Origin of the sequence: Mycobacterium sp. (assembly GCF_965229265.1) — a bacterium.
GTDB lineage: Bacteria > Actinomycetota > Actinomycetes > Mycobacteriales > Mycobacteriaceae > Mycobacterium.
In genome coordinates this window covers 2,037,118-2,060,318 of sequence record NZ_CBDDIY010000010.1, presented here as the reverse complement: position 1 = coordinate 2,060,318, position 23,201 = coordinate 2,037,118, and the positions used below count along the sequence as shown (strand labels likewise).

The 23,201-nt window shown below is 66.2% G+C and carries 23 protein-coding genes and 1 tRNA gene; 17 read left to right on the top strand and 7 right to left on the bottom strand.

Going from position 1 to position 23,201, the window contains the following annotated elements; genetic code table 11:
* From ADBZ9K_RS11530 to ADBZ9K_RS11520, 3 genes are all read right to left on the bottom strand, one after another.
* The gene (locus ADBZ9K_RS11530) at positions 1-1,521 is read right to left on the bottom strand and encodes a CoA-acylating methylmalonate-semialdehyde dehydrogenase (protein ID WP_526620372.1); all 1,521 of its coding nucleotides are present in this window, start codon (positions 1,519-1,521) and stop codon (positions 1-3) included.
* A gap of 167 nt (positions 1,522-1,688) precedes the next feature.
* Complete coding sequence (locus ADBZ9K_RS11525) at positions 1,689-2,417, bottom strand: GntR family transcriptional regulator (protein ID WP_526620370.1); 729 nt, start codon at positions 2,415-2,417, stop codon at positions 1,689-1,691.
* Positions 2,418-2,460: 43 nt separating this feature from the next.
* Positions 2,461-3,543: a hypothetical protein gene (locus ADBZ9K_RS11520; RefSeq protein ID WP_526620368.1), complete on the bottom strand. Its 1,083-nt coding sequence runs from the start codon at positions 3,541-3,543 to the stop codon at positions 2,461-2,463.
* 232 nt (positions 3,544-3,775) lie between these two features.
* Between ADBZ9K_RS11520 and ADBZ9K_RS11515 the strand changes: the two genes are divergently transcribed.
* From ADBZ9K_RS11515 to ADBZ9K_RS11475, 9 genes are read left to right on the top strand one after another with little or no spacing between them, the layout of a single operon-like run.
* A complete protein-coding gene (locus ADBZ9K_RS11515; RefSeq protein WP_526620366.1) occupies positions 3,776-4,345 on the top strand; it encodes a nuclear transport factor 2 family protein in 570 nt (189 codons plus the stop codon).
* Complete coding sequence (locus ADBZ9K_RS11510) at positions 4,342-5,217, top strand: fumarylacetoacetate hydrolase family protein (protein WP_526620364.1); 876 nt, start codon at positions 4,342-4,344, stop codon at positions 5,215-5,217. Before ADBZ9K_RS11515 ends, ADBZ9K_RS11510 begins: the two co-directional genes overlap by 4 nt.
* Positions 5,217-5,654: a RidA family protein gene (locus tag ADBZ9K_RS11505; RefSeq protein ID WP_526620362.1), complete on the top strand. Its 438-nt coding sequence runs from the start codon at positions 5,217-5,219 to the stop codon at positions 5,652-5,654. Before ADBZ9K_RS11510 ends, ADBZ9K_RS11505 begins: the two co-directional genes overlap by 1 nt.
* Positions 5,638-6,048 carry a cupin domain-containing protein gene (locus ADBZ9K_RS11500; protein ID WP_526620361.1) on the top strand — a complete coding sequence of 137 codons (411 nt, stop codon included), beginning with the start codon at positions 5,638-5,640 and terminating at the stop codon, positions 6,046-6,048. The genes ADBZ9K_RS11505 and ADBZ9K_RS11500 overlap by 17 nt, the downstream gene beginning before the upstream one ends.
* Positions 6,049-6,085: 37 nt before the next feature.
* A complete protein-coding gene (locus tag ADBZ9K_RS11495; RefSeq protein ID WP_526620360.1) occupies positions 6,086-7,306 on the top strand; it encodes an aromatic ring-hydroxylating oxygenase subunit alpha in 1,221 nt (406 codons plus the stop codon).
* Positions 7,307-7,336: 30 nt separating this feature from the next.
* Complete coding sequence (locus ADBZ9K_RS11490) at positions 7,337-8,170, top strand: ABC transporter permease (protein WP_526620359.1); 834 nt, start codon at positions 7,337-7,339, stop codon at positions 8,168-8,170.
* 33 nt (positions 8,171-8,203) lie between these two features.
* Entirely contained in the window at positions 8,204-9,301 is a 1,098-nt protein-coding gene (locus ADBZ9K_RS11485) for an ABC transporter substrate-binding protein (RefSeq protein ID WP_526620357.1), read from the top strand.
* The gene (locus tag ADBZ9K_RS11480) at positions 9,301-10,128 is read left to right on the top strand and encodes an ABC transporter ATP-binding protein (protein ID WP_526620356.1); all 828 of its coding nucleotides are present in this window, start codon (positions 9,301-9,303) and stop codon (positions 10,126-10,128) included. The genes ADBZ9K_RS11485 and ADBZ9K_RS11480 overlap by 1 nt, the downstream gene beginning before the upstream one ends.
* Entirely contained in the window at positions 10,121-10,885 is a 765-nt protein-coding gene (locus ADBZ9K_RS11475) for an ABC transporter permease (protein ID WP_526620354.1), read from the top strand. Before ADBZ9K_RS11480 ends, ADBZ9K_RS11475 begins: the two co-directional genes overlap by 8 nt.
* A 12-nt stretch (positions 10,886-10,897) precedes the next feature.
* Here the strand turns inward: ADBZ9K_RS11475 and ADBZ9K_RS11470 are convergent, their stop codons facing one another.
* Entirely contained in the window at positions 10,898-11,578 is a 681-nt protein-coding gene (locus ADBZ9K_RS11470) for a response regulator (RefSeq protein WP_526620352.1), read from the bottom strand.
* The gene (locus ADBZ9K_RS11465; protein WP_526620350.1) at positions 11,575-13,107 is read right to left on the bottom strand and encodes an ATP-binding protein; all 1,533 of its coding nucleotides are present in this window, start codon (positions 13,105-13,107) and stop codon (positions 11,575-11,577) included. The genes ADBZ9K_RS11470 and ADBZ9K_RS11465 overlap by 4 nt, the downstream gene beginning before the upstream one ends.
* A gap of 105 nt (positions 13,108-13,212) precedes the next feature.
* Between ADBZ9K_RS11465 and ADBZ9K_RS11460 the strand changes: the two genes are divergently transcribed.
* The 4 genes from ADBZ9K_RS11460 to ADBZ9K_RS11445 all read left to right on the top strand — a co-directional run bounded on the left by ADBZ9K_RS11460 (position 13,213) and on the right by ADBZ9K_RS11445 (position 17,801).
* Entirely contained in the window at positions 13,213-14,586 is a 1,374-nt protein-coding gene (locus tag ADBZ9K_RS11460) for a dicarboxylate/amino acid:cation symporter (RefSeq protein ID WP_526620349.1), read from the top strand.
* 377 nt (positions 14,587-14,963) lie between these two features.
* Positions 14,964-15,037: transfer RNA gene (locus tag ADBZ9K_RS11455), tRNA-Leu, on the top strand.
* 597 nt (positions 15,038-15,634) lie between these two features.
* Positions 15,635-16,879, top strand: a complete 1,245-nt coding sequence (locus tag ADBZ9K_RS11450; protein WP_526620347.1) for a hypothetical protein — start codon at positions 15,635-15,637, stop codon at positions 16,877-16,879.
* Between the two features lie 355 nt (positions 16,880-17,234).
* Complete coding sequence (locus tag ADBZ9K_RS11445) at positions 17,235-17,801, top strand: dihydrofolate reductase family protein (protein WP_526620345.1); 567 nt, start codon at positions 17,235-17,237, stop codon at positions 17,799-17,801.
* Between the two features lie 21 nt (positions 17,802-17,822).
* Here the strand turns inward: ADBZ9K_RS11445 and ADBZ9K_RS11440 are convergent, their stop codons facing one another.
* A complete protein-coding gene (locus tag ADBZ9K_RS11440; RefSeq protein ID WP_526620344.1) occupies positions 17,823-18,323 on the bottom strand; it encodes a hypothetical protein in 501 nt (166 codons plus the stop codon).
* A 349-nt stretch (positions 18,324-18,672) separates the two neighbouring features.
* Between ADBZ9K_RS11440 and ADBZ9K_RS11435 the strand changes: the two genes are divergently transcribed.
* From ADBZ9K_RS11435 to ADBZ9K_RS11425, 3 genes are read left to right on the top strand one after another with little or no spacing between them, the layout of a single operon-like run.
* Complete coding sequence (locus tag ADBZ9K_RS11435; protein WP_526620342.1) at positions 18,673-19,146, top strand: MaoC family dehydratase; 474 nt, start codon at positions 18,673-18,675, stop codon at positions 19,144-19,146.
* A 48-nt stretch (positions 19,147-19,194) separates the two neighbouring features.
* The gene (locus tag ADBZ9K_RS11430) at positions 19,195-19,902 is read left to right on the top strand and encodes an esterase/lipase family protein (protein WP_526620340.1); all 708 of its coding nucleotides are present in this window, start codon (positions 19,195-19,197) and stop codon (positions 19,900-19,902) included.
* Positions 19,902-20,570: a flavin reductase family protein gene (locus tag ADBZ9K_RS11425; protein WP_526620338.1), complete on the top strand. Its 669-nt coding sequence runs from the start codon at positions 19,902-19,904 to the stop codon at positions 20,568-20,570. Before ADBZ9K_RS11430 ends, ADBZ9K_RS11425 begins: the two co-directional genes overlap by 1 nt.
* Positions 20,571-20,594: 24 nt before the next feature.
* Here ADBZ9K_RS11425 and ADBZ9K_RS11420 read toward each other — a convergent pair whose 3' ends face one another.
* Positions 20,595-21,494 carry a LysR family transcriptional regulator gene (locus ADBZ9K_RS11420; RefSeq protein WP_526620336.1) on the bottom strand — a complete coding sequence of 300 codons (900 nt, stop codon included), beginning with the start codon at positions 21,492-21,494 and terminating at the stop codon, positions 20,595-20,597.
* A 205-nt stretch (positions 21,495-21,699) separates the two neighbouring features.
* Between ADBZ9K_RS11420 and ADBZ9K_RS11415 the strand changes: the two genes are divergently transcribed.
* Positions 21,700-23,184, top strand: coding sequence for an NF038122 family metalloprotease (locus ADBZ9K_RS11415; RefSeq protein WP_526620334.1), 1,485 nt, complete (start codon positions 21,700-21,702; stop codon positions 23,182-23,184).
* Positions 23,185-23,201: the final 17 nt, after the last annotated feature.

The following is a 23,201-nucleotide window of genomic DNA, read 5'->3' as shown; positions in this document are numbered from 1 at the left end:
CTATTTCATTGTGGGGATGACGAACTCGGCGCCGTCCTTGATGCCCGACGGCCAGCGTTCGGTCACTGTCTTGGTCTTGGTGTAGAACAAGATGGAGTGCGGGCCGTGCTGGTTGAGGTCGCCGAAGCCGGACCGCTTCCAGCCACCAAAGGTGTGGTAGGCCACCGGAACCGGGATCGGCACATTGACCCCGACCATGCCGACCTGGACCCGGGAGACGAAGTCGCGGGCGGCGTCGCCGTCGCGGGTGAAGATCGCCACGCCGTTGCCGTATTCGTGCTCGGTCGGAAGCCGAAGGGCGTCTTCATAATCGGCGGCACGCACGATGCACAGCACGGGACCGAAGATCTCGTCGGTGTAGATCGACATGTCGGTGGTGACGTGGTCGAAGAGCGTGGGGCCGATGAAGTAGCCGCCCTCGAGGCTTGCGTCGCCGAAGGTCAGCTCGTCGGCGCCCTTCTCCCGCCCGTCGACGACGATCTCGGCTCCGGCGGCCACGCCGGCGTCGATGTAGCCGCGGACCCGCTCGAGTGCGGCCCCGGTGACCAACGGGCCGTAATCGGCCTTCGGGTCCAGGGAATGCCCGACGCGCAGGTTGTTGATCCGCTCGACGAGCCTGGCTCTCAAGCGGTCCGCTGTTTCTTTGCCGACGGGCACCGCGACGCTGATCGCCATGCAGCGCTCACCGGCGCTGCCGTAGCCGGCGCCGATCAGGGCGTCGACAGCCTGGTCCAGGTCGGCGTCGGGCATCACGATCATGTGGTTCTTGGCGCCGCCGAAGCACTGCGAGCGCTTGCCGTTGGCCGCCGCGGTGGAATAGATGTACTGCGCGATGTCCGAGCTGCCGACGAAGCCGACGGCCTTGATGTCGGGGTGGGTCAGGATGGCGTCGACGGCTTCCTTGTCGCCCTGCACCACCTGGAAGACACCGGCGGGCAGGCCGGCTTCCAGGAACAGCTCGGCCAGGCGGACCGGCACCGAGGGATCGCGCTCGGAAGGCTTGAGGATGAAGGCGTTGCCGCAGGCCAGGGCCGGGCCGGCCTTCCACAGCGGGATCATCGCGGGGAAGTTGAAGGGGGTAATACCGGCGACCACGCCGAGCGGCTGGCGGATGGAGTAGACGTCGATGCCGCCACCGGCGCCCTCGGTGAACTCGCCCTTGAGTAGGTGCGGGATGCCGATGGCGAACTCGATGACTTCGATACCGCGCTGGATGTCACCGAGGGAGTCGGCGACGGTCTTGCCGTGCTCGATGGACAGCAGCTCGGCCAGTTCATCGCTGTTGGCGTTCACCAGCTCGATGAACTTCATCAACACCCGCGCGCGGCGCTGCGGGTTCCAGGCCGCCCATTCCTTCTGCGCCTCGACGGCCGAGGCGACCGCCGTGGCGACGTCGGCGGTGCTGGCCAGGAGTACCTGGGCCTGCACTTCGCCGGTGCTGGGGTTGAGGACGTCGGCGGTGCGCGTGCTGTTGAGGTTGCTGCGCTTGCCGTCGATGAAGTGCTGGATGGTTGTGCTCATGAACTGCCCCTTGGCTGACCTGGCCGCTGAATACTAGGAGATCCTAGTATTTGGCGACAGGTGCCCGCAAGGGCGCAGCGGGGACTGGCGTGACCATCGAGTCAGAACTGAGGGTGACGAGTTGCTGGGCGGATTGCGATCTGTGTTCTGACTCGTTGAGCGCGACGTCAGCCGACGGTGAGCTGCTCGCCCTCGGGGAGCTGGCTTCGCAGCGCGGACGCCGCGACCGAGGCCGTGTCGTTGAGGTGTCGCACCATGATGGCGGTGACCGCGTCGGCATTGCGCGTGCGGTAGGCGGCAATCAGCGCATTGTGGTCGTCGCGGGCGCGTTTGCGTCGCTCCGGATCGGTCTGCACGGAAATGCCGACGTACAAGGCTGATACGTCCGATAACCGGCGCAGGAAGCTGCGCAGATGGGGCTGGCTCGGCGTTCCGTCGAGAACCGCGTGGAGTTCGCGGTTGGCATCGACCCACTCCGAGTCGCTCATCCGCAGCGTCATGGTGCGGGCGATCTTGTCGGCCCGGTCCAGGTCCTCGTCGGTGATCGTCGCGATGCGTTCGCGGATCGCCAGGGGCACCAGGACGCGGCGCAGTTCGTAGATCTCTTCGAGCTCGTCGAGGGTGACGCCGTGGACGGTCGCGCCGCGGAACGGGTCGAAGTCGACCAGTCCTTCGTTCTCCAGCTCGCGCAGCGCCTCCCGCACGGGCGTGACGCTGACGTTCATGGTCTGGGCGAGCTCGACCTGGATGAGGTGGGTGCCGCTGGGCAGTACCCCGGAGACGATCGCCTGACGCAGCCGGTCGGCGACGTCACGATGGGCGGTGCGGGCGGTGCTGAGGCCGAGCCCGGGCAGCCGCGGCTTCGACTCCTTCTGAGTACTTCTCGTCGCCTTCACTGCGTGGCGCCTTCCTCGGTGGTGGTCGGATCCAGTCGGCGGGTCACAGGAAGAAGCCGCGGCCGTGTTCGTAGACCGCGACGGTGGTGCCCGAGAGGGGGATGCCCAAGAAGGCGGCCCGTCGTGCTTCCTGACCGGGCCATAATCCCACAGGCCCGGTGCTGCGCGGGTCGACGATGATCGTGGCGTCGGCCAATCTGGCCGCTGGTTGGAAGATCGCGGCGGCGGCGCTCGTGGCCTTCTCGATCGCGGTGGCGAGCTCGAGTGCGCCCTGCTCGACCAGCGTGAGCAAGGCCGGCAGTAGATGCTGTTGGATTTCGAGGCCCGGGCCGGTGTTGCCCAGTATCGGTGCGTTGTGGTCGCTGGCGATCAGGTCCACCTCCTCTGCCAGTACGGTCAACAGGCTGGTTCGGGCCCCTCCGCCCGGAACGGGCGGCAGCACATGGAGTTCGGCGGGCCGCTCGGGGGGCAGTTCGAGAAGGAAGTGCGGGGATGTCTGGCAGCTCGAGTTGGGCCGGGCCCGCACCTCGTCGGCCATGGACTTGCTGATGGTGTGGCGGAAATGTACCGGGCCGTCGGAATCGAGCACCTCCCGATAGGACTGCTCGTCGTAGAAGTAGATGGCGGCGCGACATCCCGATGCCCAGATCGCCTCCAGGTTCGTCCAGAAGTGCGGGTCGTTGGAGTAGATCTTGATCATCGGCGCCCACGTGGTGCGGATCTGCTCGCCGAACTTGTCCAGCCAATTGGCGAACTCCGCGCTTGACGGGGCGTCGGCGATCGAGAGGATCGGCAGGATACGGGGAAAGTCGGTCGCGGCGAAGAAGGCCGTGACCGCGTCGAGGTCGAGGGACTGCACGTCCTGCCACGACACGGCGGTGTTCAGGGAGGTGACCCCGCCGGCGAGCGCACGCCAGCGATCCGTCTCGCGAACGCCGCGTCCCAGGACCGGAAGGTGGGCATCGGCGTCGAACAGGCCGGGCAGTGCCCACAGTTCGGAACCGTCGATCACCGACCGGCCCGAGCCGCCGGAGGGCGTTGACACGTCGAAGGTGACGTCGGACCGCTGTCCGGTGAACGGGTCGAGGACGTCGGTCAGTTGGACCGGTGTATGGGTCTCGGGCACGGATACCACCGTTCGGGTTCGAGGAGGGTCAGGGGCCGTGGGACAGATTTTATAGGATCTGGCTTACTCGACGCTTGGCTGTCCATCGCACGGGGACGGCGACCCCTTGTCGGGGGTGGCCAGACTGAAGCATCTCTGACCTTGCAACACAGTCTATTTCGCGCGGGTAAACTTCGTGTTTACTACCATCCCGCGGGTGGACGGCCGGGTGTAGCGGTGGTTCACTTTTTATATGTTGCGAGAAACGGCGGACCCGGCGGGCGCTGCGCCGACGGCCGCCGCCCTCCTCGGGCGGCTCGACGCCCTTGAGTCCCAGGACGCCATCCGCCGACTCAAAGCCGCCTATATGCAGGGCCTCGACGACCGGCTACGAGGCGTGGTCGGCGATCTCTTCTGGGAGGACGCGATCTGGGAGGGGCTGCCCGACCGGCCGTTGGAAGGGGAACAGCCCGCTCGCGCCGGGGAGTGCATCCAGGGGCGTCAGGCCATCGCCGAGTCCTTCATCGCGGCCGCTGCCGCGATGTCGTTCACCGCGCACTTCCTGACCAACGAGGACATCACGGTCGACGGCGATCATGCCGTCGGAAAGTGGAAGTTGTTGCAAACCTGCAACTCTGGGCGTGATCGTGCCTTCTGGCAGGCGGGTATCTACATCGACGATTTCGAACGCAGGGACGGCGTCTGGAAGTTCTCGCACCTGCGTCTGGCGCTGGACTTCCGCACCCCCTACGACGAGGGCTGGCTGGCCACCCGGATGTGGGATCCCCCCACGCCCACCCGACTAAAGGAACCACCCGGATGAAGATCGCGCGCTTCCATCACGCCGGTACCACGATGACCGGCGTCGTGACAGACGCTGCCGTTCAACCCGTTCGGCAGTCGCTCGACGAGCTGATCGCGGGGTCGGCTCCCGAGCCTCTGACCGGCGGGGACGGCGCACTGATTCCGTTGGTCGATGTCGAGTTGCTGGCGCCGTTGACTACCACCTGTCGGGGTGTGCTCTGCATCGGTATCAACTACTTCGAACACCAGCGGGAGTCGGCCGACGTCTTCGTCGCCGAGGTGCCTGACCATCCGATCGTCTTCTTCAAGACCACGGCCGCGGTGACCGGGGCCTACGCCACCCTCAACCTGACCCCTGCGATCTCGACCGAATTCGACTGGGAAGTCGAGCTCGGCGTCGTCATCGGTCGCGCAGGCCGCAACATCCCGCGAGAACGGGCTGCCGACTACATCTTCGGCTACACCGTGGTCAACGACATCACCGCGCGCGACGTCCAACACCGGCACAAGCAGTGGCACCTGGGTAAGAATGTCGACGGGTCGACGCCGATCGGGCCCTGGATCGTCACCGCCGACGAGGTGGGCCATCCGCCCGAGCTGGACATCGCACTGCGGATCAACGGCGACCTGATGCAGCAGGCCAACACCCGCGACATGATCTTCCCGATCGCCGAACAGATCGAAGTGATCTCCCAGTACGTAGCCTTGCGTCCCGGCGACGTGATCGCCACCGGCACACCCTCGGGTGTCGGCTTCGCGCAGACACCGCCGCGGTATCTCGCCGACGGCGACATCGTCGAGACTGTCATCGACGGGATCGGCACCTTGCGCAACCGGGTCATCGCATGCACCAACGAGTCGATGGTGGCCGTCTCGGGAGCGGGATCCTGATGGGCGCCAATACTGTTGCCGGAACCGGCGGCAAGACGGTCGGCTTCTATTCGCCGGCGGTGATCTGCCCCCCGTCGGCGTCGCTGGTACTGGTCAGCGGCGTGCTGTCGGTCGACCGCGACGGCGCGACGGTGGGCGCGGGCGATTTCGAGTTTCAGATGCGCACCGTCTTCCGGCTGCTGGGCGAGACCCTGTCGGCGGCAGGAAGCTCCTTTGGCGAGCTGGCCAAGATGACGACCTACCTGGTCGACCCCGGACACATCGACGACTTCTACCGGATACGCGAAGACATCTTCGCCGAGCTCTACCCGCGACGGCACCCACCGGGCAACACCCTTCTGGTCGTCGCGCGGTTGGTACGCCCTGAGTTTCTGATCGAAATCGAAGGAATCGCAACAACTCACCAGCCGGGAGTCACCGATGAGTTCGTCAGCTGAACAGACCGCCTTCCCCAGTGGCAGCCGCGTGGTCAGCGCCGCGGCCATGGAAGCCGACAACGCCGCCGACGCCGGGGGCGCCTCGGGGGCGCTCTCCCGCGGGACGGCCGCCGCGGCGGGCGGGATGTGGATGGGAGTCAGCGCGCTTCCTCCAGGCCATCACTCTGTGGCCCATCATCATCAGGGGCAGACGACCATCGTCTGCATCATCTCCGGTGTTATGCGGTTCCTGGTCGAGGGACCCGACGGTGAAGAGGACTTCACCGCATCAGCCGGCCAAATCGTGGTCGTGCCAGGCGGTTTGGTGCACCGTGAAGAAAACCCCGGCGACGTTCCGTGCCTGTGCGTGGTGGCGCGAAATGCCGAAGAGCCCGCCGTCGTCAATGTTGCCTGAGTGGATCCCCAACCACCCTGTCCTAGGAGCCTCCGTCATGAACCAGCTGTCCGCCCAACTGCACGACATCCTCGGCGCGCTGGATGCCGAATCGACCGACTACACCACTGCGCGCACCATGCCGGCCGGTGTTTACACCTCCGAGGAGTTCTACGAGTTCGAGAAGGAGGCCGTCTTCGCCAGGGAATGGCTCTGTCTGGGTCACGTCAGCCAGATCCCCAACGAGGGTGACTACTTCACCATCCAGGTGGCCGACGAGCCGCTGATCGTGGTCCGCGGTGCCGACGGCGTGGTACGCGTGATGTCGTCGATCTGCCAGCACCGGGGATACCCGGTGACCGTCGACGGTGACAAGGGCAATGCCAAGCAGTTCCGCTGTGCCTACCATTACTGGGCCTACGACCTCAAAGGCGATCTGGTCTCCGCACCCGAGATGACGCGCACCTGCCCGTTGGCCGAGTTGCGAAGCGAGACCGCGTTGCCGCAGCTGAAGGTCGAAATCTGGTTCGGGATGATCTTCGCCAACATGAACCCCGACGCGGCTCCGCTGGCACCGACGTTGGGCAAGCTGGGCGCCGAGATGGAGGCCTACGACGTCGGCAATCTCCAGGTCGTCAAGACCATGGAATACAAGAACCAGCCGTGGAACTGGAAGGGCATGCACGAGAACGCCCTCGAGCCCTACCACACCTCGTTCGTGCATCAGGGTTACCACGACATGGCACCGGCCTCGATGGCCGAGTTCCTGCCCTGGGATGACACCGACGGGCAGGTCATGCACCCCACCCACTACCGCTGGATGGACGCCGGGTTCAACCCCACCGGCAAGGTGATCCTGCCGGTGCTGCCCAATCTGTCCGAGGAGCGCCGCAAACGTATTGTCTTTGCCTCGGTGCTGCCGACGGTGTTCTTCGCGCTGAGCCCCGATCAGGTCTTCTACTTCCTGATCACCCCGGAGTCGGCCAATTCGATGACCCTGCGGATGGCGTGGCTGTTCCCCGAAAGTTCCATCAAGTCACCGGGTTTCCAGTGGGCGTTCGACATGCAGAACGCTGTCAACGAGGTGATCAACGAGCAGGACATCTACTCCAACACCCGCATGCAGTGGGGACAGCGCTCCCGGTATGCCAAGCGTGGTCGCTACAGCTGGCAGGAAGGCACTCTGCCCCAGATGAACCGGTGGCTGACGCTGCGCTATCTGAAGTACGCCGCCGAACTCGACCCGCGCTACGCAGACCTGCTCGCCACCGTCGGCTGAGCGGGACACCGAATCCGTGACGGAGCCAGCGTGACACAGCTCGTCGTGGGCGTCGACCCCGCCGTCGCACCGACATCGGCGGCGCGACGGGTGACATCGCCGCGCCGCAAGGCAGTCGGCCGGGTGACCCACGCCGTCCTGGACGCACTGTGGCCGTTGGCGCTCCTGCTGCTGGCATGGTGGTTGTGGGTACGTCTGGCGGACCTGCCACCGGCGGTCGCCCCCGACCCGACGGATGTGCTGGCCTACATCGCGCAGCAGCCGAGGAGCTTCGCGGCCGACGCCTGGCACACCATCGAGGTGGTGGTCGGCGGCATGGTGCTCGGGGTTGCGGCCGGAGCGCTGTTGGCCACGGTGTCCTGGTTCTCGCCGGCCGCGCGGGCGATGATCAGCGGTCCCGCACTGTTGACCCAATGTCTACCCGTGGCAGTGATATCACCGATCCTGGCAAGGGTTTTCGGGTACAGCACGACCACGATCGTGATCATCACCGCGTTGATCGCCTTCTTTCCCGTTCTGGTGTTCACAACCTCGGGACTGTTGGCGGTGCCGCCTGGGTCGTCGGACCTGTTCACCGTGCTGGGGGCGCAGCGCTGGCAGCGGTTCATCCGATTGGCCGCACCGGCGGCGTTGCCGCGCACCCTTGTCTCGCTGCGACTGTCGATCGTCGCCGCCGTTGCCGGCGCCATGCTCGCGCAATGGATCATGGGTACCGACGGGCTCGGCTACCGGCTGATCGTGGCGCAGTCCTCGTACCGGACGGCAGAAGCATGGGCCTGTTCAGCAGTGTCGATCGCCCTGTCGGTTCTCCTCTACTCCCTGGTCGCCAGCCTGTGTCGTCTGGTCAGCGAGCGATTCGACTAACCCCACCACTTCGACCCACGATCTGGAGCACCCATGTCAGTCAACTACTCTCGCCGAGTCCTTCCTGCCCCGGTGTCTCGCCGGATGTTCCTCGGTGCCCTCGGCATGGGCGGCGTTGCCGTTGCGGCGACGCCGCTGCTGGCCGCTTGCGGATCCCCGAGCGGGGGCGGTTCGTCGGCCACCTCAGCCGCCGGGTCATCGGGGGCAGCGGCCACCAACCTGTCGATCCAATTGGCGTGGGTCCCTGACACCGAATACGCCCCGCTGTTCCTGGCCGATACCAACGGCCACTACAAGGCCGAGAATGTGGCGGTCTCGTTCATTCCCGGTGGTTCGGACATCGGCGCCATTGAAGGCATCGTGGCCGGTGGCAAAGCCGACATCGGGATCGCCACCGACATCACGACGGTGGTCGCCGCTGCCGCCGACGGCAACCCGTTGGTCAACATCGGTGCGCTCTACCAGAGCAATCTCAACGTGCTGATGTCCAGCTACAAGGCGCCGATCAACACGGTCGCCGACCTCAAGGGAAAGCGGATGGGCGGACCGCAGGGCATACAGAGCAAGTTCGACGCCATCTTCAAACTCAACGGCATGGAGCCGGATTACACCTTCATCCCGACCGGATACGGCCCGGATGCGTTGATCAACGGCGACTGTGACGTACTCGCCGGTTTCATCACCGACGAAGCGCTGTCCTACAAGGCGGCCGAAGGGCACATGCCGGGAATCCTGTCGTTCACCGACGCGGGCCTGCCGGCCTACACCCTGCCGATCTTCGTCACGGCCGATACGTTGCACCACAAGCGCGACGCCCTGAAGGGGTTCCTCGCGGCGACCTTGAAGGGCTTCGCCGAGGACATCGCCGACCCGACGACCGGCCCGAAGCTCGCCGTCGACACCTACGGCAAAGATGCCGGCCTGTCGCTGGACAGTGAAATCGAGCACAACGCCGCGTATGTGCCGCTGGCCAGCAGCGAGGGCACCAAGGAACACGGCCTGCTGTGGATCGACGAAACCTATCTTGCCGGGCCGATTTACAAGGGCATGGCAGCCTCCGGACTGAAGACGACCGACGTCAGCAAGGTGGTCGACATGTCATTGCTGCGTGAACTGCACAGCGGCTCATAGTGACTGTCACTGCGCACGGACCTGACGGACAACAAACCGTCCGTGGCGCCGCGATCGACATCGACTACGTCGGCAAGGTGTACCCGATGCGGCGGGGGCGTTCGGTGCAGGCGATTCGCGACGTCGCGCTGAAGGTCAAGCCCGGCGAGTTCATCGCTCTCATCGGCCCATCGGGGTGTGGAAAGTCGACCCTGCTGCGGATGATCGCCTCGTTGGAGGAGCCGACCACCGGTGCGGTTCGGGTCGGTGGTGCCGAGCCGCGTGAACTGGCCGCTAAACACCGCCTCGGGGTGGCCTTCCAAGACAACGCGTTGCTGCCGTGGCTGACGGTCTACAACAACCTCGCCCTGCCGTTCCGGGTGGCGCGCCGGCGCGTGGACAAACAACGAATCACCGAGCTCATCGCCCTGGTGGGCTTGTCGGGTTTCGAAGATGCCCGGCCCAAGCAGCTGTCCGGTGGTATGCGCCAACGGGTTTCGATCGCCCGTTCGATCATGTTGGAGCCGGAGGTGCTGCTGCTCGACGAGCCGTTCGGCGCGCTGGACGCGGTCACCCGGCGTCGGTTGAACGCTGAGCTGCAACGGATCTGGATGGCCGACCCGGTCACGACGGTGTTGGTGACCCATGACGTCGACGAGGCGCTGCTGCTGGCCGACCGCGTCGTCGTCCTCTCCCCGCGGCCGGGGCGGGTCAGCAAGATCCGGGATGTCCCGTTCGCCCGGCCCCGCACCACCGAGGTGACCCGTTCACCGGAATTCCATGCCATGGTCGATGAATTGACCGCCGACCTCGACACCCTCAGCGCCAGAACGGATGGCGATGGCTGAGGCGGGGGTGGACCGGGCGGTCAGCGCACGGGTCTACGCCGGGATCGGCCTGCTCGTCATGGGAGTGGTGTGGCACGTCGCCGCGGTGTCCCGGGTCTTCGGGTCGACGGTGTCCTCGCCCGTGGCCGTGCTGCGGGTGCTCGCGGACGGCAAGCGCCGCGCCACCCTCGCCGAGGGGGTCAGGGTCACCATGCTGGAGTCGCTTCAGGGCTTCACGTGGGCGTTGGTGGCCGCTGCGATCGTCGCCCTGATTGCAACGCTGGTGCCCGTCGTGCGGCGCGGCAGTGACCAGCTCGGCACCATCGAGAGTGCCATCCCGTTCGTGTCGCTGGCGCCGATCCTGCTGGCGTTGTTCGACCGTGACATGGTGCCGTCGGCCATGGCCGCGTGTACCGCCTACTTCCCGCTGTATCTGGCCTTCGTGTCGGGCCTGGCCGCCGGCCCGCGCAGCGCGATCGATCTGCTCTCGGTGCTTGGGGCCTCCCGATGGTCGGTGTTGCTGCGGGCCCGGATTCCTGCCGGACTGCCGGTGCTGACCACCGGCATGAAAGTGGCGATGCCGCTGGCGATCGTCGGTGCGGTGATCGGTGAATGGTTCGGCAGCAACGGGGGTGTGGGCCCGATCTTGCTGGTTGCGATGCGCAACTATCAGATGCCGACGATGTGGGCGGCCGTCGTAGCCACCATGGCGCTGGCGTTGGGCCTGTACGGATTGTGCGTGCTTGTCGACCGGATCGTCGTCACCCGGTTCGGATGACTGTCCGGCGGCTCAGCGCCACTGGTACCGGGTGGATGGCCGGCCGGTTTTGCCGTATTCGGTGAGGCGGGTGAGCGTGCCGTCGTCGGCGAGGCGTTCCAGGTAGCGCCACGCGGTGACCCGCGAGACGCCCACCAGTTTGGCCGCCTCGTCGGCGGTCAGGCCTTCGGCGCGGTCGCGGACGGCGCGGGCGATCCCGTCGGTGGTGGCCGGCGCCGCCCCCTTGGGGGAGACCGTCTTGTCGGTGCTGACCCGTAGTTCGGCCAGCGCCCGGTCCACCTCGGCCTGGCTGGCCGCGTCGGTGCCGGCCGGCAGCGCGGTTCGGTAGCGGCGGTAGCGCTCGAGCCGGTCCCGGAACGCCGCGAAGGTGAACGGCTTGAGCAGGTAGGCCAGCGCACCGTGGGCGACCGCGGCGCGCACCATCTCCAGGTCGCGCTCGGAGGTGATCGCGATGATGTCGGGAGCCGGGCGCAGCCCCGACAGCGCCGAGGCCAGCGCGATGCCGCTGGCATCCGGAAGGCCGAGATCGAGCAGCACCAGGTCGACGGGCGACTCCGCCTCGGCCGCGATCCGCATCGCCTCGCGCGCGGTGTGGGCCACACCGGCGACGGTAAAGCCTTGCAGCCGAGTCAGATACGTGCGGTGCGCCTCGGCGATCAGCGGCTCGTCTTCGACGATGAGCACGGTGATCATGGGATGGTCACCGTCACCACCGAGCCGTAGCTGACGTCGGCGCTCAGGGTGCCGCCGTGGCGGTTGACGATCTGGGCGACCAGCGCCAGTCCCAGGCCCTGGTGTCCGGCGTCGCCGCCGGATTTCGTCGAATAGCCGCGCTGTATCGCGCGAGTGAAGGTGTCGGGGTCCATCCCCGGGCCGCTGTCGGCGACCTGGATCGCCAGCCGCTGATCGGTCTGGGTGACGGTGACCTCCACCCACGGGTCGTCGCGGTCGCAGGCGTCCATCGCGTTGTCGATGAGGTTGCCCAGCACGGTGACCATTTCCTGCGGACTCAGCAGCGACTCCGCCGGAAGGTGGGTCTCCTCGGTGATCGTCAGCTCGACGCCGCGTTCGTCGGCTTCGGCGGTCTTGCCCAGCAGTAGCGCCACCAGGGCTGGTTCGCCGACGGCGTCGGAGATCCGGTCTACGAGCTGCTGGGACAGCGCCAGCTCCTGGGTGGCGAACTTGACGGCGTCCTCGGGGCGGCCCATCTCGACCAGCGTCACCACGGTGTGCAGCTTGTTGGCCGATTCGTGGGCCTGGGCGCGCAGTGAGTCGGCGAACACCTGCAGCGAGCTCAATTCGCCCAGTGCGCCTTGAAGTTCGGTGCGATCGCGGATGGTGACGACTTCGGAGTCCGATGTCCTCACCTGGGAGCGGTTGACCACCAGCACCCGCTCGTCGGTGAGCCGGACCTCGTCGCGCACGCCGGGATCGTTGCCGCGCAGGAACTCCGGGAGATCAGCGTGGCTGATCGGGCCGGCGGGCAGGGCCAGCAGCCGGCGGGCTTCGTCGTTGACCAGGGCCACCTTGTCGTGGTCGAGGACGATGAGGCCCTCGGAGACCGCGTGCAGGATGGCGTCGTGGTGGTCATACATCACCCGCAGCTCGTCGGGCGCCAGCCCGCGGGTCTGGCGCAGGATGCGCCGGCGGATCGCCCAGATGCCGACGAACGACAGTGCCAACGCCGCAACGCCGACACCGGCGATCGTCAGCCACTGCGAACGCCAGCGCGCGGCCAGGCTTTCCGTGGTGATCCCGGCGGCCACCAGCCCGATGATCTGACCTTGCCCGTTGCGCACCGGGGCGATGGTGCGGATCGACGGGCCCAGCGTGCCGGTGTAGACCTCGGTGAAGGTTTCGCCGCGCAGCGCCGGCTCGATGGTGCCGATGTAGTGTTCGCCGATCAGATCGGGGTTGGTGTGGGTGAACCGGGTGCGGTCGGGGGCCATGACCGTGATGAACGCGATGTCGGTGCCCTTGCGGATGGCCTCGGTGACCGGTTGCAGAACCTGTGCGGGGTCGCCGTTTTCGATGGCATGGGCGGTGGAGGGGGAGTCGGCCAGGGCGATGGCGATGGCGGTTACCTTCTGGCGGGTCGCCTCGTCGCCGTCGCGGCGGGCGTCGAAAAGGGCGACGGCGCTACCGGCAAGCACCACCAGCACGATCACCGCGGCCTGCAGGGCGAACGCCTGCCCGGCCAGCGAGCGGGGAAGTACTGCCATTGCTCACCTTCGCGTTGAACGTAATGAACTAAAGCGTGACCTGGCTCACGTTGCGTTCGACCATCCTTGCAGAAGCATTGCAGCTGACTTGGAAGGAAACCGCTCATGACCACGGTTCTGAATCGTCCCGGGGGCGACGACACGCCCGCCCCGCCCAAGCGCCGCGATCGGACCCACTGGCTGTACCTGGCGGTCATCGCCGCGGTCATCGGCGGTGTGATCGTCGGGCTGGTCGCTCCGTCGGTGGGCAAGGAGGTCGGCGTTCTCGGCACGATGTTCGTCAGCCTGATCAAGATGATGATCACTCCGGTGATCTTCTGCACGATCGTGCTGGGCATCGGGTCGGTGCGTAAAGCCGCCACGGTCGGCAAGGTCGGCGGGCTGGCGTTCGGCTACTTCCTGGTGATGTCGACGATCGCGCTGGCCATCGGCCTGCTGGTGGGCAACCTGCTGCATCCCGGCAGCACGTTGAAGCTGTCGGAGTCGGCGGCCGGCAAGGGCGCCGAGCTGGCCGAGAAGGCCCACGAGTCCGGCGGGGTGATGGACTTCATCCAGCACATCATCCCGACGTCGTTGTTTTCCTCGCTGACCGACGGCAACGTGTTGCAGGCGCTGTTCGTGGCGCTGTTGGTCGGCTTCGCCATCCAGGCGATGGGGAGCAAGGGCGAGCCGATCCTGCACGGGGTGGAGCACCTGCAGCGGCTGGTGTTCAAGATCTTGGCGATGGTGTTGTGGCTGGCGCCGATCGGTGCTTTCGGCGCGATCGCCAATGTGGTGGGTCAGACCGGCTGGAGCGCGGTGACCAACCTGCTGACGTTGATGTTCGGCTTCTACGTGACGTGCATCGTGTTCGTCTTCGTGGTGCTCGGGGCGCTGCTGCGGATGGTATCGGGAGTGTCGATCTTCAAGCTTGTGCGCTACCTGGCGCGGGAGTACCTGCTGATCTTCGCGACATCGTCCTCGGAGTCGGCGCTGCCGCGACTGATCGCCAAGATGGAGCACCTGGGTGTTCAGCAGAGCACGGTGGGTGTTGTTGTGCCGACCGGATATTCGTTCAACCTCGACGGCACCGCGATCTATCTGACGATGGCCTCGCTGTTTATCGCCGACGCACTGGGCAGCCCGCTGTCGGTGGGGCAGCAGATCGGTCTATTGGTGTTCATGATGGTGGCGTCCAAGGGCGCGGCCGGGGTCAGCGGGGCGGGGCTGGCCACGCTGGCCGGCGGGCTGCAGGCCCATCGCCCCGAGCTGCTCGACGGGGTGGGGCTGATCGTCGGGATCGACCGGTTCATGTCCGAGGCGCGAGCGGTGACCAACTTCTCCGGCAATGCGGTGGCCACCCTGCTGGTCGGCTCGTGGACCAAGACCGTCGACATGACCAAGGTCAACTCGGTGCTGTCGGGTAAAGAGCCGTTCGACGAGGTCACCATGCTCGACGACCACGCGTCGTCGCAGCCCAAGGAGGCGATGGCCGCCTGATCCAGTGCTCACGACACCCCGGGACGGCCCTGCCCCCGGGGTGTCGTGCTGCTCAGGTCGTGGCACGGAAAAAGCCCGGCTGGTCGGGGGGGTCGCCGGGCTTTTCCGCGAACTTGGGGGCCGAAGCCATTAGGTCGCACTTCCCACCATAGCGCGGGCGGGGGCGCTGATTATCTGTCGAGTGCGTCAAATGTGCCTTGCTGCAAGGGTTTTAGTGTGAATCGGCAGGTGAGGCGGGTGGGAAATCCACAGGATGTTCTCAGGGCCGGTGGTTGGCGGGCGCATCGTGGTCGACGGCGCGGCCGCGTGGGCCGTGGTGGTCACCCGGGCCGCGCGGCGCACGCGATAACCTCTGAACCGCGCCGATCGGTCGATTGGCCCCCATAGCCCAATTGGCAGAGGCAGCGGACTTAAAATCCGCACAGTGTCGGTTCGAGTCCGACTGGGGGCACTCACTACCGACGTGCCTTGGGCCTCTTCACCGCCGGCCACCCCGCGAAGATGAAGAAGTCCACCGCCCTGGTGCGGCATATCCGACGACGGTCGCGACGGTGCGCCTAGGCCACTGCGCATCATGGATTTTCGGCAGCTCAGCAAACTCGCTCTGGCCTTCGTTTCGACCACGCGGGATGGTCGGGGTCGAGCAGGTGCGCGGCTCTGCGCTCCACCGCGGGCCGCCGCCGAGTGTGGCGCTCCGGCCGCCTCGCTGTCGGCCCACCGCGCAAACAATCTGCAATTTACATAAGCCGGATTATGCTACTGAAAAGTAACTTCGTAGGCGGCCTCAGCAAACAGTTGTATCTTACCCGTCAGTAAGGTGACGAGTTGGAGACGGTAGCTGATCACCGCCCGCCGTTCATCGGCCGGCAACGGCTCGAAGCTGTCAACGGTGGCCTGAACGGTGCATAAGCTGGGCAGATCCAGAACCTAGTCCAGCTATCTGGGCTGGTTCGGGGTCCAAAAAAGTTTCCGGAAAGCACTTCTTACTGACGAGTAAGGTGCGGTACGTTGTGGCGCTTAGGGGGTAATTGTCAGTCGAAGGAGAGTCATGAACGCTGCTGTTCGTCCGTACGCCACCGCTGGTGTGGCGCTCTTGGGAGCGAGTGTCATTGCGATTTCACCGCTGGCGCCTTCTATGCCGGATGTCCAGGCCATGCAGCGATCGGTGTCGTCGGTCGGTGTCGAGCTCAGCGCCGCGGTAAACCCGATCGAGAACTGGGTACAGGTTTTCCAGAAGTCCGCAGCAAATCTTGGTGCAATCGGCCAGCAGATCCTCGACAGTCCCGCCCCGATCCTCAATCAGATCGTCGCCAACCAGATCGCCAGCCTGAAGGCCTTGCAGACGGCCTTCAACAACAACGCGGCAACCGTCAAGCAGATCTTCGACGGCGCCCCGGCTGCGATTGACACCGCTCGCGACCAGCTCCAGGCCGGCAATATCGTCGGCGCCGTCGACACCATCAACAACACCATCGTGATCCCGCTCGCGCTGGCGGCCGTTACGGCAGTGTCTGATTCGACGGTCCCGCTGGTCAACACGGTGAACAACTTCGCCAAGGCATTCGCCACACTGCCCAACGCGGTGTACCAGGTGGTGCTGCCCATGACCTTCCCGCTGCTGTCGACGATCAACGTCGTTGTTCAGGCAACGCAGGATGTGTATGACGGAGTGGTCGCCTCCGACCCGGGCGCCGTCATCAACACTCTGGTGAATCTCCCCGCGAATCTGGTCGACGGCTTCCTCAACGGCTCGGGCACGGTCCTCGGATTCCTGCCCGCCCCAGGCCTGCTGACGCCCTACAGTCCCGACTTCGGGTTCCTGGCCAGCGGACCGATCTCCAGCCTGATTCAGCTGCGCGACGTCATCGCCCAAGCCATCGGAGCCACCCCGCCGTCGGCAGCAGCCGCCAGTGCGGCGGCAGCGGTACCCGCCGCCGCCAAGACGGTCACCCTGTCGACCGCCGCCCCGGAGGTTCTCGGCAAGGCGGGGTCGGCACGTAGTGCCACCAAGGTGGTATCGGAGAGCGCGGCGGTGCCCGCCGCAGCCGAGACCACCGAGGCCGACGCGACCGAATCCGCCACTGGCAGAACCGGTTCCACGTCGAGCAGCACCAAGGCCACCCCGGCCGTGACGGCCGCTCCCGCAACCGATTCGGCCAGCGGCGGTTCCGATTCTTCGTCGAGCGGCACCAAGACGGGACCGTCAGCGACCGGCGGACACGATTCGAAGGCCAGCACCGGCAAGGCGGGCTCGTTGGGCAAGTCCGGCAGGTCCGCTAAAGCCAGCAAGTAAGTCTGACCTCGTAGCGCCAGTCGGCCCCTGATGAGGGGGCCGGCTGGCGCCTTGGATTTCATGTGCGGCACCGCGCCCGTGTGTCGGCAATGAGTGGAACCGCTGCCCACTCGGGCGCCGCAGCGCCGAAAGGCAAGGTCGCGCCACCGTCGACCACGACGCCCCCACCGTCACCTGCGGCGGCAACACCTGCAAATGGCTTCAGGCGCACACCGTCTACGACCCCACCGGGACACCGCCCAGCACGCCCGCGCTCTGGGCGAAGATCTGACGACGGGCTGCCGAATCGATCGGTTAGCCGATCTCAACGCGTGGCGTCGCGATGAGTTTTGCCTGCCGGTGCAGTCTGATCTGCATGGGCAGACTCATCTATGGCTTCAACGTCTCGGTGGACGGGTACATCGCCGACGCGCAAGGCAACATCGACTGGTCCGAGCCGAGCGAAGAGCTGCACCAATACTGGAACGACTTCGAGCGGGAGACCGCCCTGTCGTTCTACGGGCGGCGGCTCTACGAACTGATGTCGGCGTACTGGCCGACCGCCGACCAGGCCCCGGACGCCAGCCCTCTGATCGTCGACTTCGCCCGCATCTGGCGCGACATGCCCAAGGTGGTGTTCTCGCGCACGTACACGTCCGTCGATTGGAACTCCCGCCTGGAACGCGGCGACCCGGTCGAGGTGGTGAGGACGCTGAAAGGCGAAACCGAGGGCGTACTAGAGGTGGCCGGCGCGACGCTGGCCGCTCCGATCGTGCAGGCCGGACTGGTCGACGAGTATCGGATCGTGGTCGCGCCCATCGCCGTCGGCGGCGGCACACCGTTCTTCCCGACGCTGCCGTCATGGATGTCGCTGCGACTGTTGGAAAACCGAACCTTCCCGGGGGGCACGGTCCTGCTGCGCTACGAGGCGAAACACGACTGATCGGACACACAGCCAGCCGAGCTACGGGTAGCCCAGACTCCAGCCTCGATAAATCCAGCCGTATCCCACGTGGGGGCTCGGCAGGATCTGAATGTTGTGCCCGTCGCCGTACCCTCGTTTGAGTCCCTGGACGCCGCCGGAGATGTAGGTCCCGTCACCGCGGGCGATGTCGATGTGGGCGCCGTACGGGCTCTTGCTGAAGACGAGTGCCCCCCGCGGGGCATTCATGTCGGTGTGTAGCTGGCCTTCTCGAAGAAGGGTTTGGTACATGGTTTCTGCGGCGCCGTCCCAACCGTACTGAGCCTGCGACACGCCGTAGGCGTAGGCCACGAAAGCCTCGCATCCGTACGGGCCGAACATGTCTGACCCGAGCGCACTCTCGGCCTTGGCGATCGCCACGTCTGCGCCGGGGATCGGGTCAGCGGCGATTCCGGGGATCGGGTCAGCGGCGGCACCGGGTGCGAATAACAGGGCGACAGCCAGCAGGGAGGCAGACAGTAACGAACATGTGCGGGCGTTCAACTCGTGGCTCCGTTTCCCAACAACCATGGTGGCCTCGTCAGTGGGGCCGTGATTCGGCCGGTGCGAGCGTGCGGCACTCGCTGCAGATAAATTAGCGGCTCGTTCAGGTTTTGTTCAGATACCCGGGGCGGCGGTCATTGAAACTGCTGGTCAACCGGGTCGGTCGCATCGGGCTTCACTCCACCACTAGGCTGCCTCCCGCGGACGCGACCGATCGGCAACCCCTATGGCAGGGCGCGCTCATTCCGATTGGACAGCACCGTCTGAGTTGGGCAGCGTTGAAGAGGTCATCAATGCGGGTCAACACCGGCCGGCCTGTCCGACGAGATGCTCCGAAGGAGATCGCTGCGTGCCGCAATCCGAGTTCTCGGCCGACGACTTCACTCTGGTAGAGCCGAAGACATTCGATCAGCTCAAGGTCGGCGAGATATTTCGCGCACCCAGCAGGACCGTCACCGACGCGCACGCCTCGGCGTTTCAGGCGGTGTCGGCCGACAACCACCCGGTGCATTACGACGTCGAGTGGGCTCGCGCGCACGGCCATGTCGCCCCGGTGGTGCATGGCCTGCAGGTGCTGGCATTCACCGCCCCTGGCGCCACGCTCTTCCCGCACATCATCGGCGAGGTCTTCGTCAGCTTCGAGACCGTGTCCTGCCGATTCCTGGGCGAAGTCCACTCCGGCGACACGTTGTACCCGCAGCTTGAGATCACCGCCTTGACCGACACCGGTGGACTGGGCCGCGTCACCACCGCGGCGACCGTTCACAATCAGCGGGGCGAATTGGTGCTCGATGGTCAGCACACCTACCTGCTGCGGCGGTGAAGCGACATCGATCGATCCAGATTCCGCACTATCGAGGAGCTGCACACCATGTCCCAACCGACTGTCGTCCTGGTCCACGGCGCTTTTGCCGATGCATCCACCTACGCTCCGGTCACCAAAGCGCTTCTCGATAAGGGCATTTCGGTGGTGGCGCCCGCGGTGCCGAATCGCAGCCTGCTCGGCGACGCACGCGAGATCCGGTTCGTTGTAGAGCAGATCGACGGCCCCGTCGTACTGGTCGGGCATTCCTACGGTGGCGCCGTCATCACGGTGGCCGGAGCCGCCGACAACGTCGTGGGCCTGGTCTATCTGGCCGGTTACGCCTTGGAGGAGGGCGAAAGCCTCAGCGAACTGCAGGGCCGGTTCCCGGATTCGGAACTACCGCCCGCGCTGGTCCAGACCAGCGTGCCCGCATCGGTTTCCGGTGAGGACCGAGTCGACGTCACGGTGGTGCCGGAGCGTTTCGGTCCGGTGATCGGCGCCGACGTCGATGCCGGTCTGATTGCGACACTGGCAGTTTCGCAGCGCCCGCTGGCCGCCGCCGCCTTCGTCGAACCCGCGCCCGTCGCGGCCTGGCGGTCGAAGCCCGCCTGGGCCGTGGTCGCCACCGCCGACCATGCGATCAACCCGGAAGTGCAACGTTTCGGGTACCAACGAGCCGGCGCGATCGTCACCGAGGTCGATTCGTCGCACCTGGTGACGGTGTCTCACCCCGACGAGGTCGTCGCGGTGATCGGTGCGGCGGTCGCCGGCTGATGACCTCCGAGGACACGCATTTCTACCGAACCGTCGACGGGCACGGGCTGCCGCACGATCCGTTCAACGCTATCGTCGGTCCCCGCCCGATCGGTTGGATCTCAACCCGCGGGGTCGACGGCGTCGCCAACCTGGCGCCCTACAGCTTCTTCAACGCCTTCAGCTATACCCCGGCACTGATCGGGTTCTCGTCGATCGGCTGGAAGGACACGGTGGCCAACGTCGAGGCAACCGGTGAGTTCGTCTGGAACCTGGCCACCCGCCCGCTGGCCGAGGCGATGAATCTGACGTCGGCCTCCGTCGCGTCCGCGGTGGACGAATTCGCGGTCAGCGGTCTGACGGCCCAGCCGAGTCGGCTGATCAGCGCACCCCGGGTTGCGGAGAGTCCGGTGAACTTCGAATGCAGACTGACTCAGCTCGTTCGACTGACCGATGTCGACGGAGCTGAGTCGGCGAGCTGGTTGGTGATCGGGCAGGTGGTCGCTGTCCACATCGACCGGACATTGTTGGTGGACGGAATCTACGACACCGCCGCCGCCCAACCGATCCTGCGCGCCGGGGGACCGGCCGCCTACGCGGCCATCACACCCGAGGCGATGTTCAGCATGACCAGACCCGACGACCGACCCAACCCGCAGGAGCGCCATGCCGGCCATCACCACCAATGACGGCGTCGAGATCTATTACATGCCTCACGCCGATTCGCGGGCCGCGGTGCTGAATTCCTTCCAGACGCCGAAGAAGGCCTGCGTGGCTGCGCTGGGCTCGATGTCGTTGCGCCACACCAGGATCTTGTCGAAATCGACCGTCGGAGTCAGCGAGCGGACGACGAGGTCGGGGCAATCCTGCAGGGCAGGATCGGAATCCGCGCAGATCGCCACGCCCACGCCCTGACGGGCGAACGCGATCTGCAGTCGAACGTCATTGGCGACATAGTTGATGGTGACGTCGGCGCCGCTCCCGGCGATCGCCGCGTCCAGGCGTGATCGCAGGGCGCTCGAGCTCGGGTAGGTGATCACTGGGCGGCCGGCGAGCGCGGTGATGGCAACGGGTCCCTCGAACGGGAACGTGGCCGGGTCGAAGACGGCCACCAGGTGCCCGGAGAACATCGGCGCACTCGCAATCGTGGCGGGCAGGGTTCCGTGCGGTCGGGCGATCACCGCGGCGTGCAGCCGGCCCTGTACCACCATCTCCAACAGCGGTGTACTTGTCGCCTCGGTCAGGTGCACGTCGATACCGGGGTGGGCTTTTCGGAGCGCGCCCAACAGCACTGGGATCGAGGTATTTTCGACGCCGCCACCGGTTCCGAATCGGAACTCTCCGCGAAGCAGGCCGGCGCGGGCGGAGAACTCAGCCTTGGCGTTCTCGGCGGCTGCCAGGCATTGCCGGGCATACGGCAGGAGGATATGGCCGCCGTCGGTGAGCGTCACGCTGCGTGCGGCGCGGTCGAACAGTGGTTCTCCCAGCTCACGTTCCAGCGCATTGATCTGGCCACTGATCGTCGGTTGCGTGACGTGACAACGCTGCGCCGCGCGGGTGAACGACAGCTCGTCGGCCACCGCGACGAAGTACTCCAAACTACGAAGGTCCACCCGCTAAGGATGACGCACATGCCGCCGCGACTTCGGATCCACTCTTCTGACAGCATTTTCCCAGCTAGTGCAGGGCGAGTTCCTGTGACAATAAGGCGTGGCAGGTCGGGGTCGGGGTAGTCGGACGGGCCGCGCCGCGTACCGGCGGATCGAGCCGTACACCTGGTTGGGCGCTGGTGCGGTCACGCTGGGTCTTGGTGCAGCGATGGTCAGCGGGGCTGGGGTGGCCCATGCCGACGGCACTGCGTCGCCGAGCCATGCCAGCAAGCCCGCGTCATCCAAGCCCGCGTCATCCACCGGAGCCCAGCGCGGTCGGCCCGGCAAGCCGCCCCAGGCTTCCGGGGCGACCGCGCAGGCCAAGCAGCCAGGCGCCGGCACCACGACGTCGACCGGCCGCGCCGCCAGCCCGGGTGTCCGAACCGCCACCGTCACCGCGCCCCCTCGGCTCCCGGCCGCGGCGCTGACAAGACCCGCCGCAGTAGCGAACTCACTCGTCGGTCTGCTCGCCGGTGTGCTGTCGGCGTTCGGGCTGAACACACCGACGGCGCCGGCCAACCCGCTGGGCGGGTGGGTGTGGGGGGCATTGCGCAGCGTCGAGACCCGCTACGGGCTGGTCCCGGTGGCGGGGACCCCGACGGTGGGGACCCCCAACCTCACGACCGGGGTGGTGACCGGCACGGTGGGCTTCTCCGAACCGGCCGGACAACCTCTCACCTACGCCGTCTCCACCAACCCCGCGCTCGGAATCGTTACCGTCACCGCGGCGGGTGCATTCACCTACACGCCGACCACCGCTGCACGGCTGGCCACCACCGACACTTTCACGGTGACTGCCAGCGACGGGGTGGCCGCCACCAACGAAGCCGTCACCGTCCCGGTCATCGGAAAGGCCGCCCCCGCCGTCACGACCGACCCTGGCCTGACCGGCTTGGTGATCAATCTGATCTGGGATTCCAGCGTCGCCAGCGCACCAACGTCCTTCAAGCCGACGGTGCAGCGGGCCGCCCAGATCATCGAGGCGACCGTCACCAACAGCATCACGGTGAATATCGCGGTCGGCTATGGGGAGATCGATGGCACCCCCATCGGCTCGGGCACATCCGAGGGCGAGGCGCTGGGCGGCCAGCAGGAAAGCTACGCGACGGTCAAGCAGCAGCTCAGCACGTGCGATACGACCGCTCTGGGGCAGTCGGTGGTCGCCTACCTGCCCACGTCCAACCCGTTCGGATCGCTCACCTACGACGTATCCGCAGCCCAGTTGAAGGTCTTCGGCGTTGTCCCGGCGAACGGGACGGAACTCGATGGTGACGTCGGTTTCTCCACCGATTGGCCCAGCTCCGACCTGCTCGCGGCGGCGCTCCACGAACTGACCCACGCGATGGGCCGGAACTCGGGCTGGGGGTCGGCGGCCGACGGCCATGACGTCACACCGATGGATCTCACCCGATACTCGGCCCCTGGCGTGCTGGTGTGCAACGGCTCCACCGCCACCACGGCACACCTTCAGTACTTCTCGGTCGACGGCGGCACCACGGCGCTTGCCGACTACAGCGACACCTCGGACTACGGCGACTGGGCGACCAACAGCCTGACGGCCACCGATCCGTTCAATGCCTATGTGGAAACCAATTCCGACTCGTTGACCAGCGTCGACATCGCAGCGCTTGACGCGATCGGCTACACCACCTGACGTAAGCACTTGTGGGG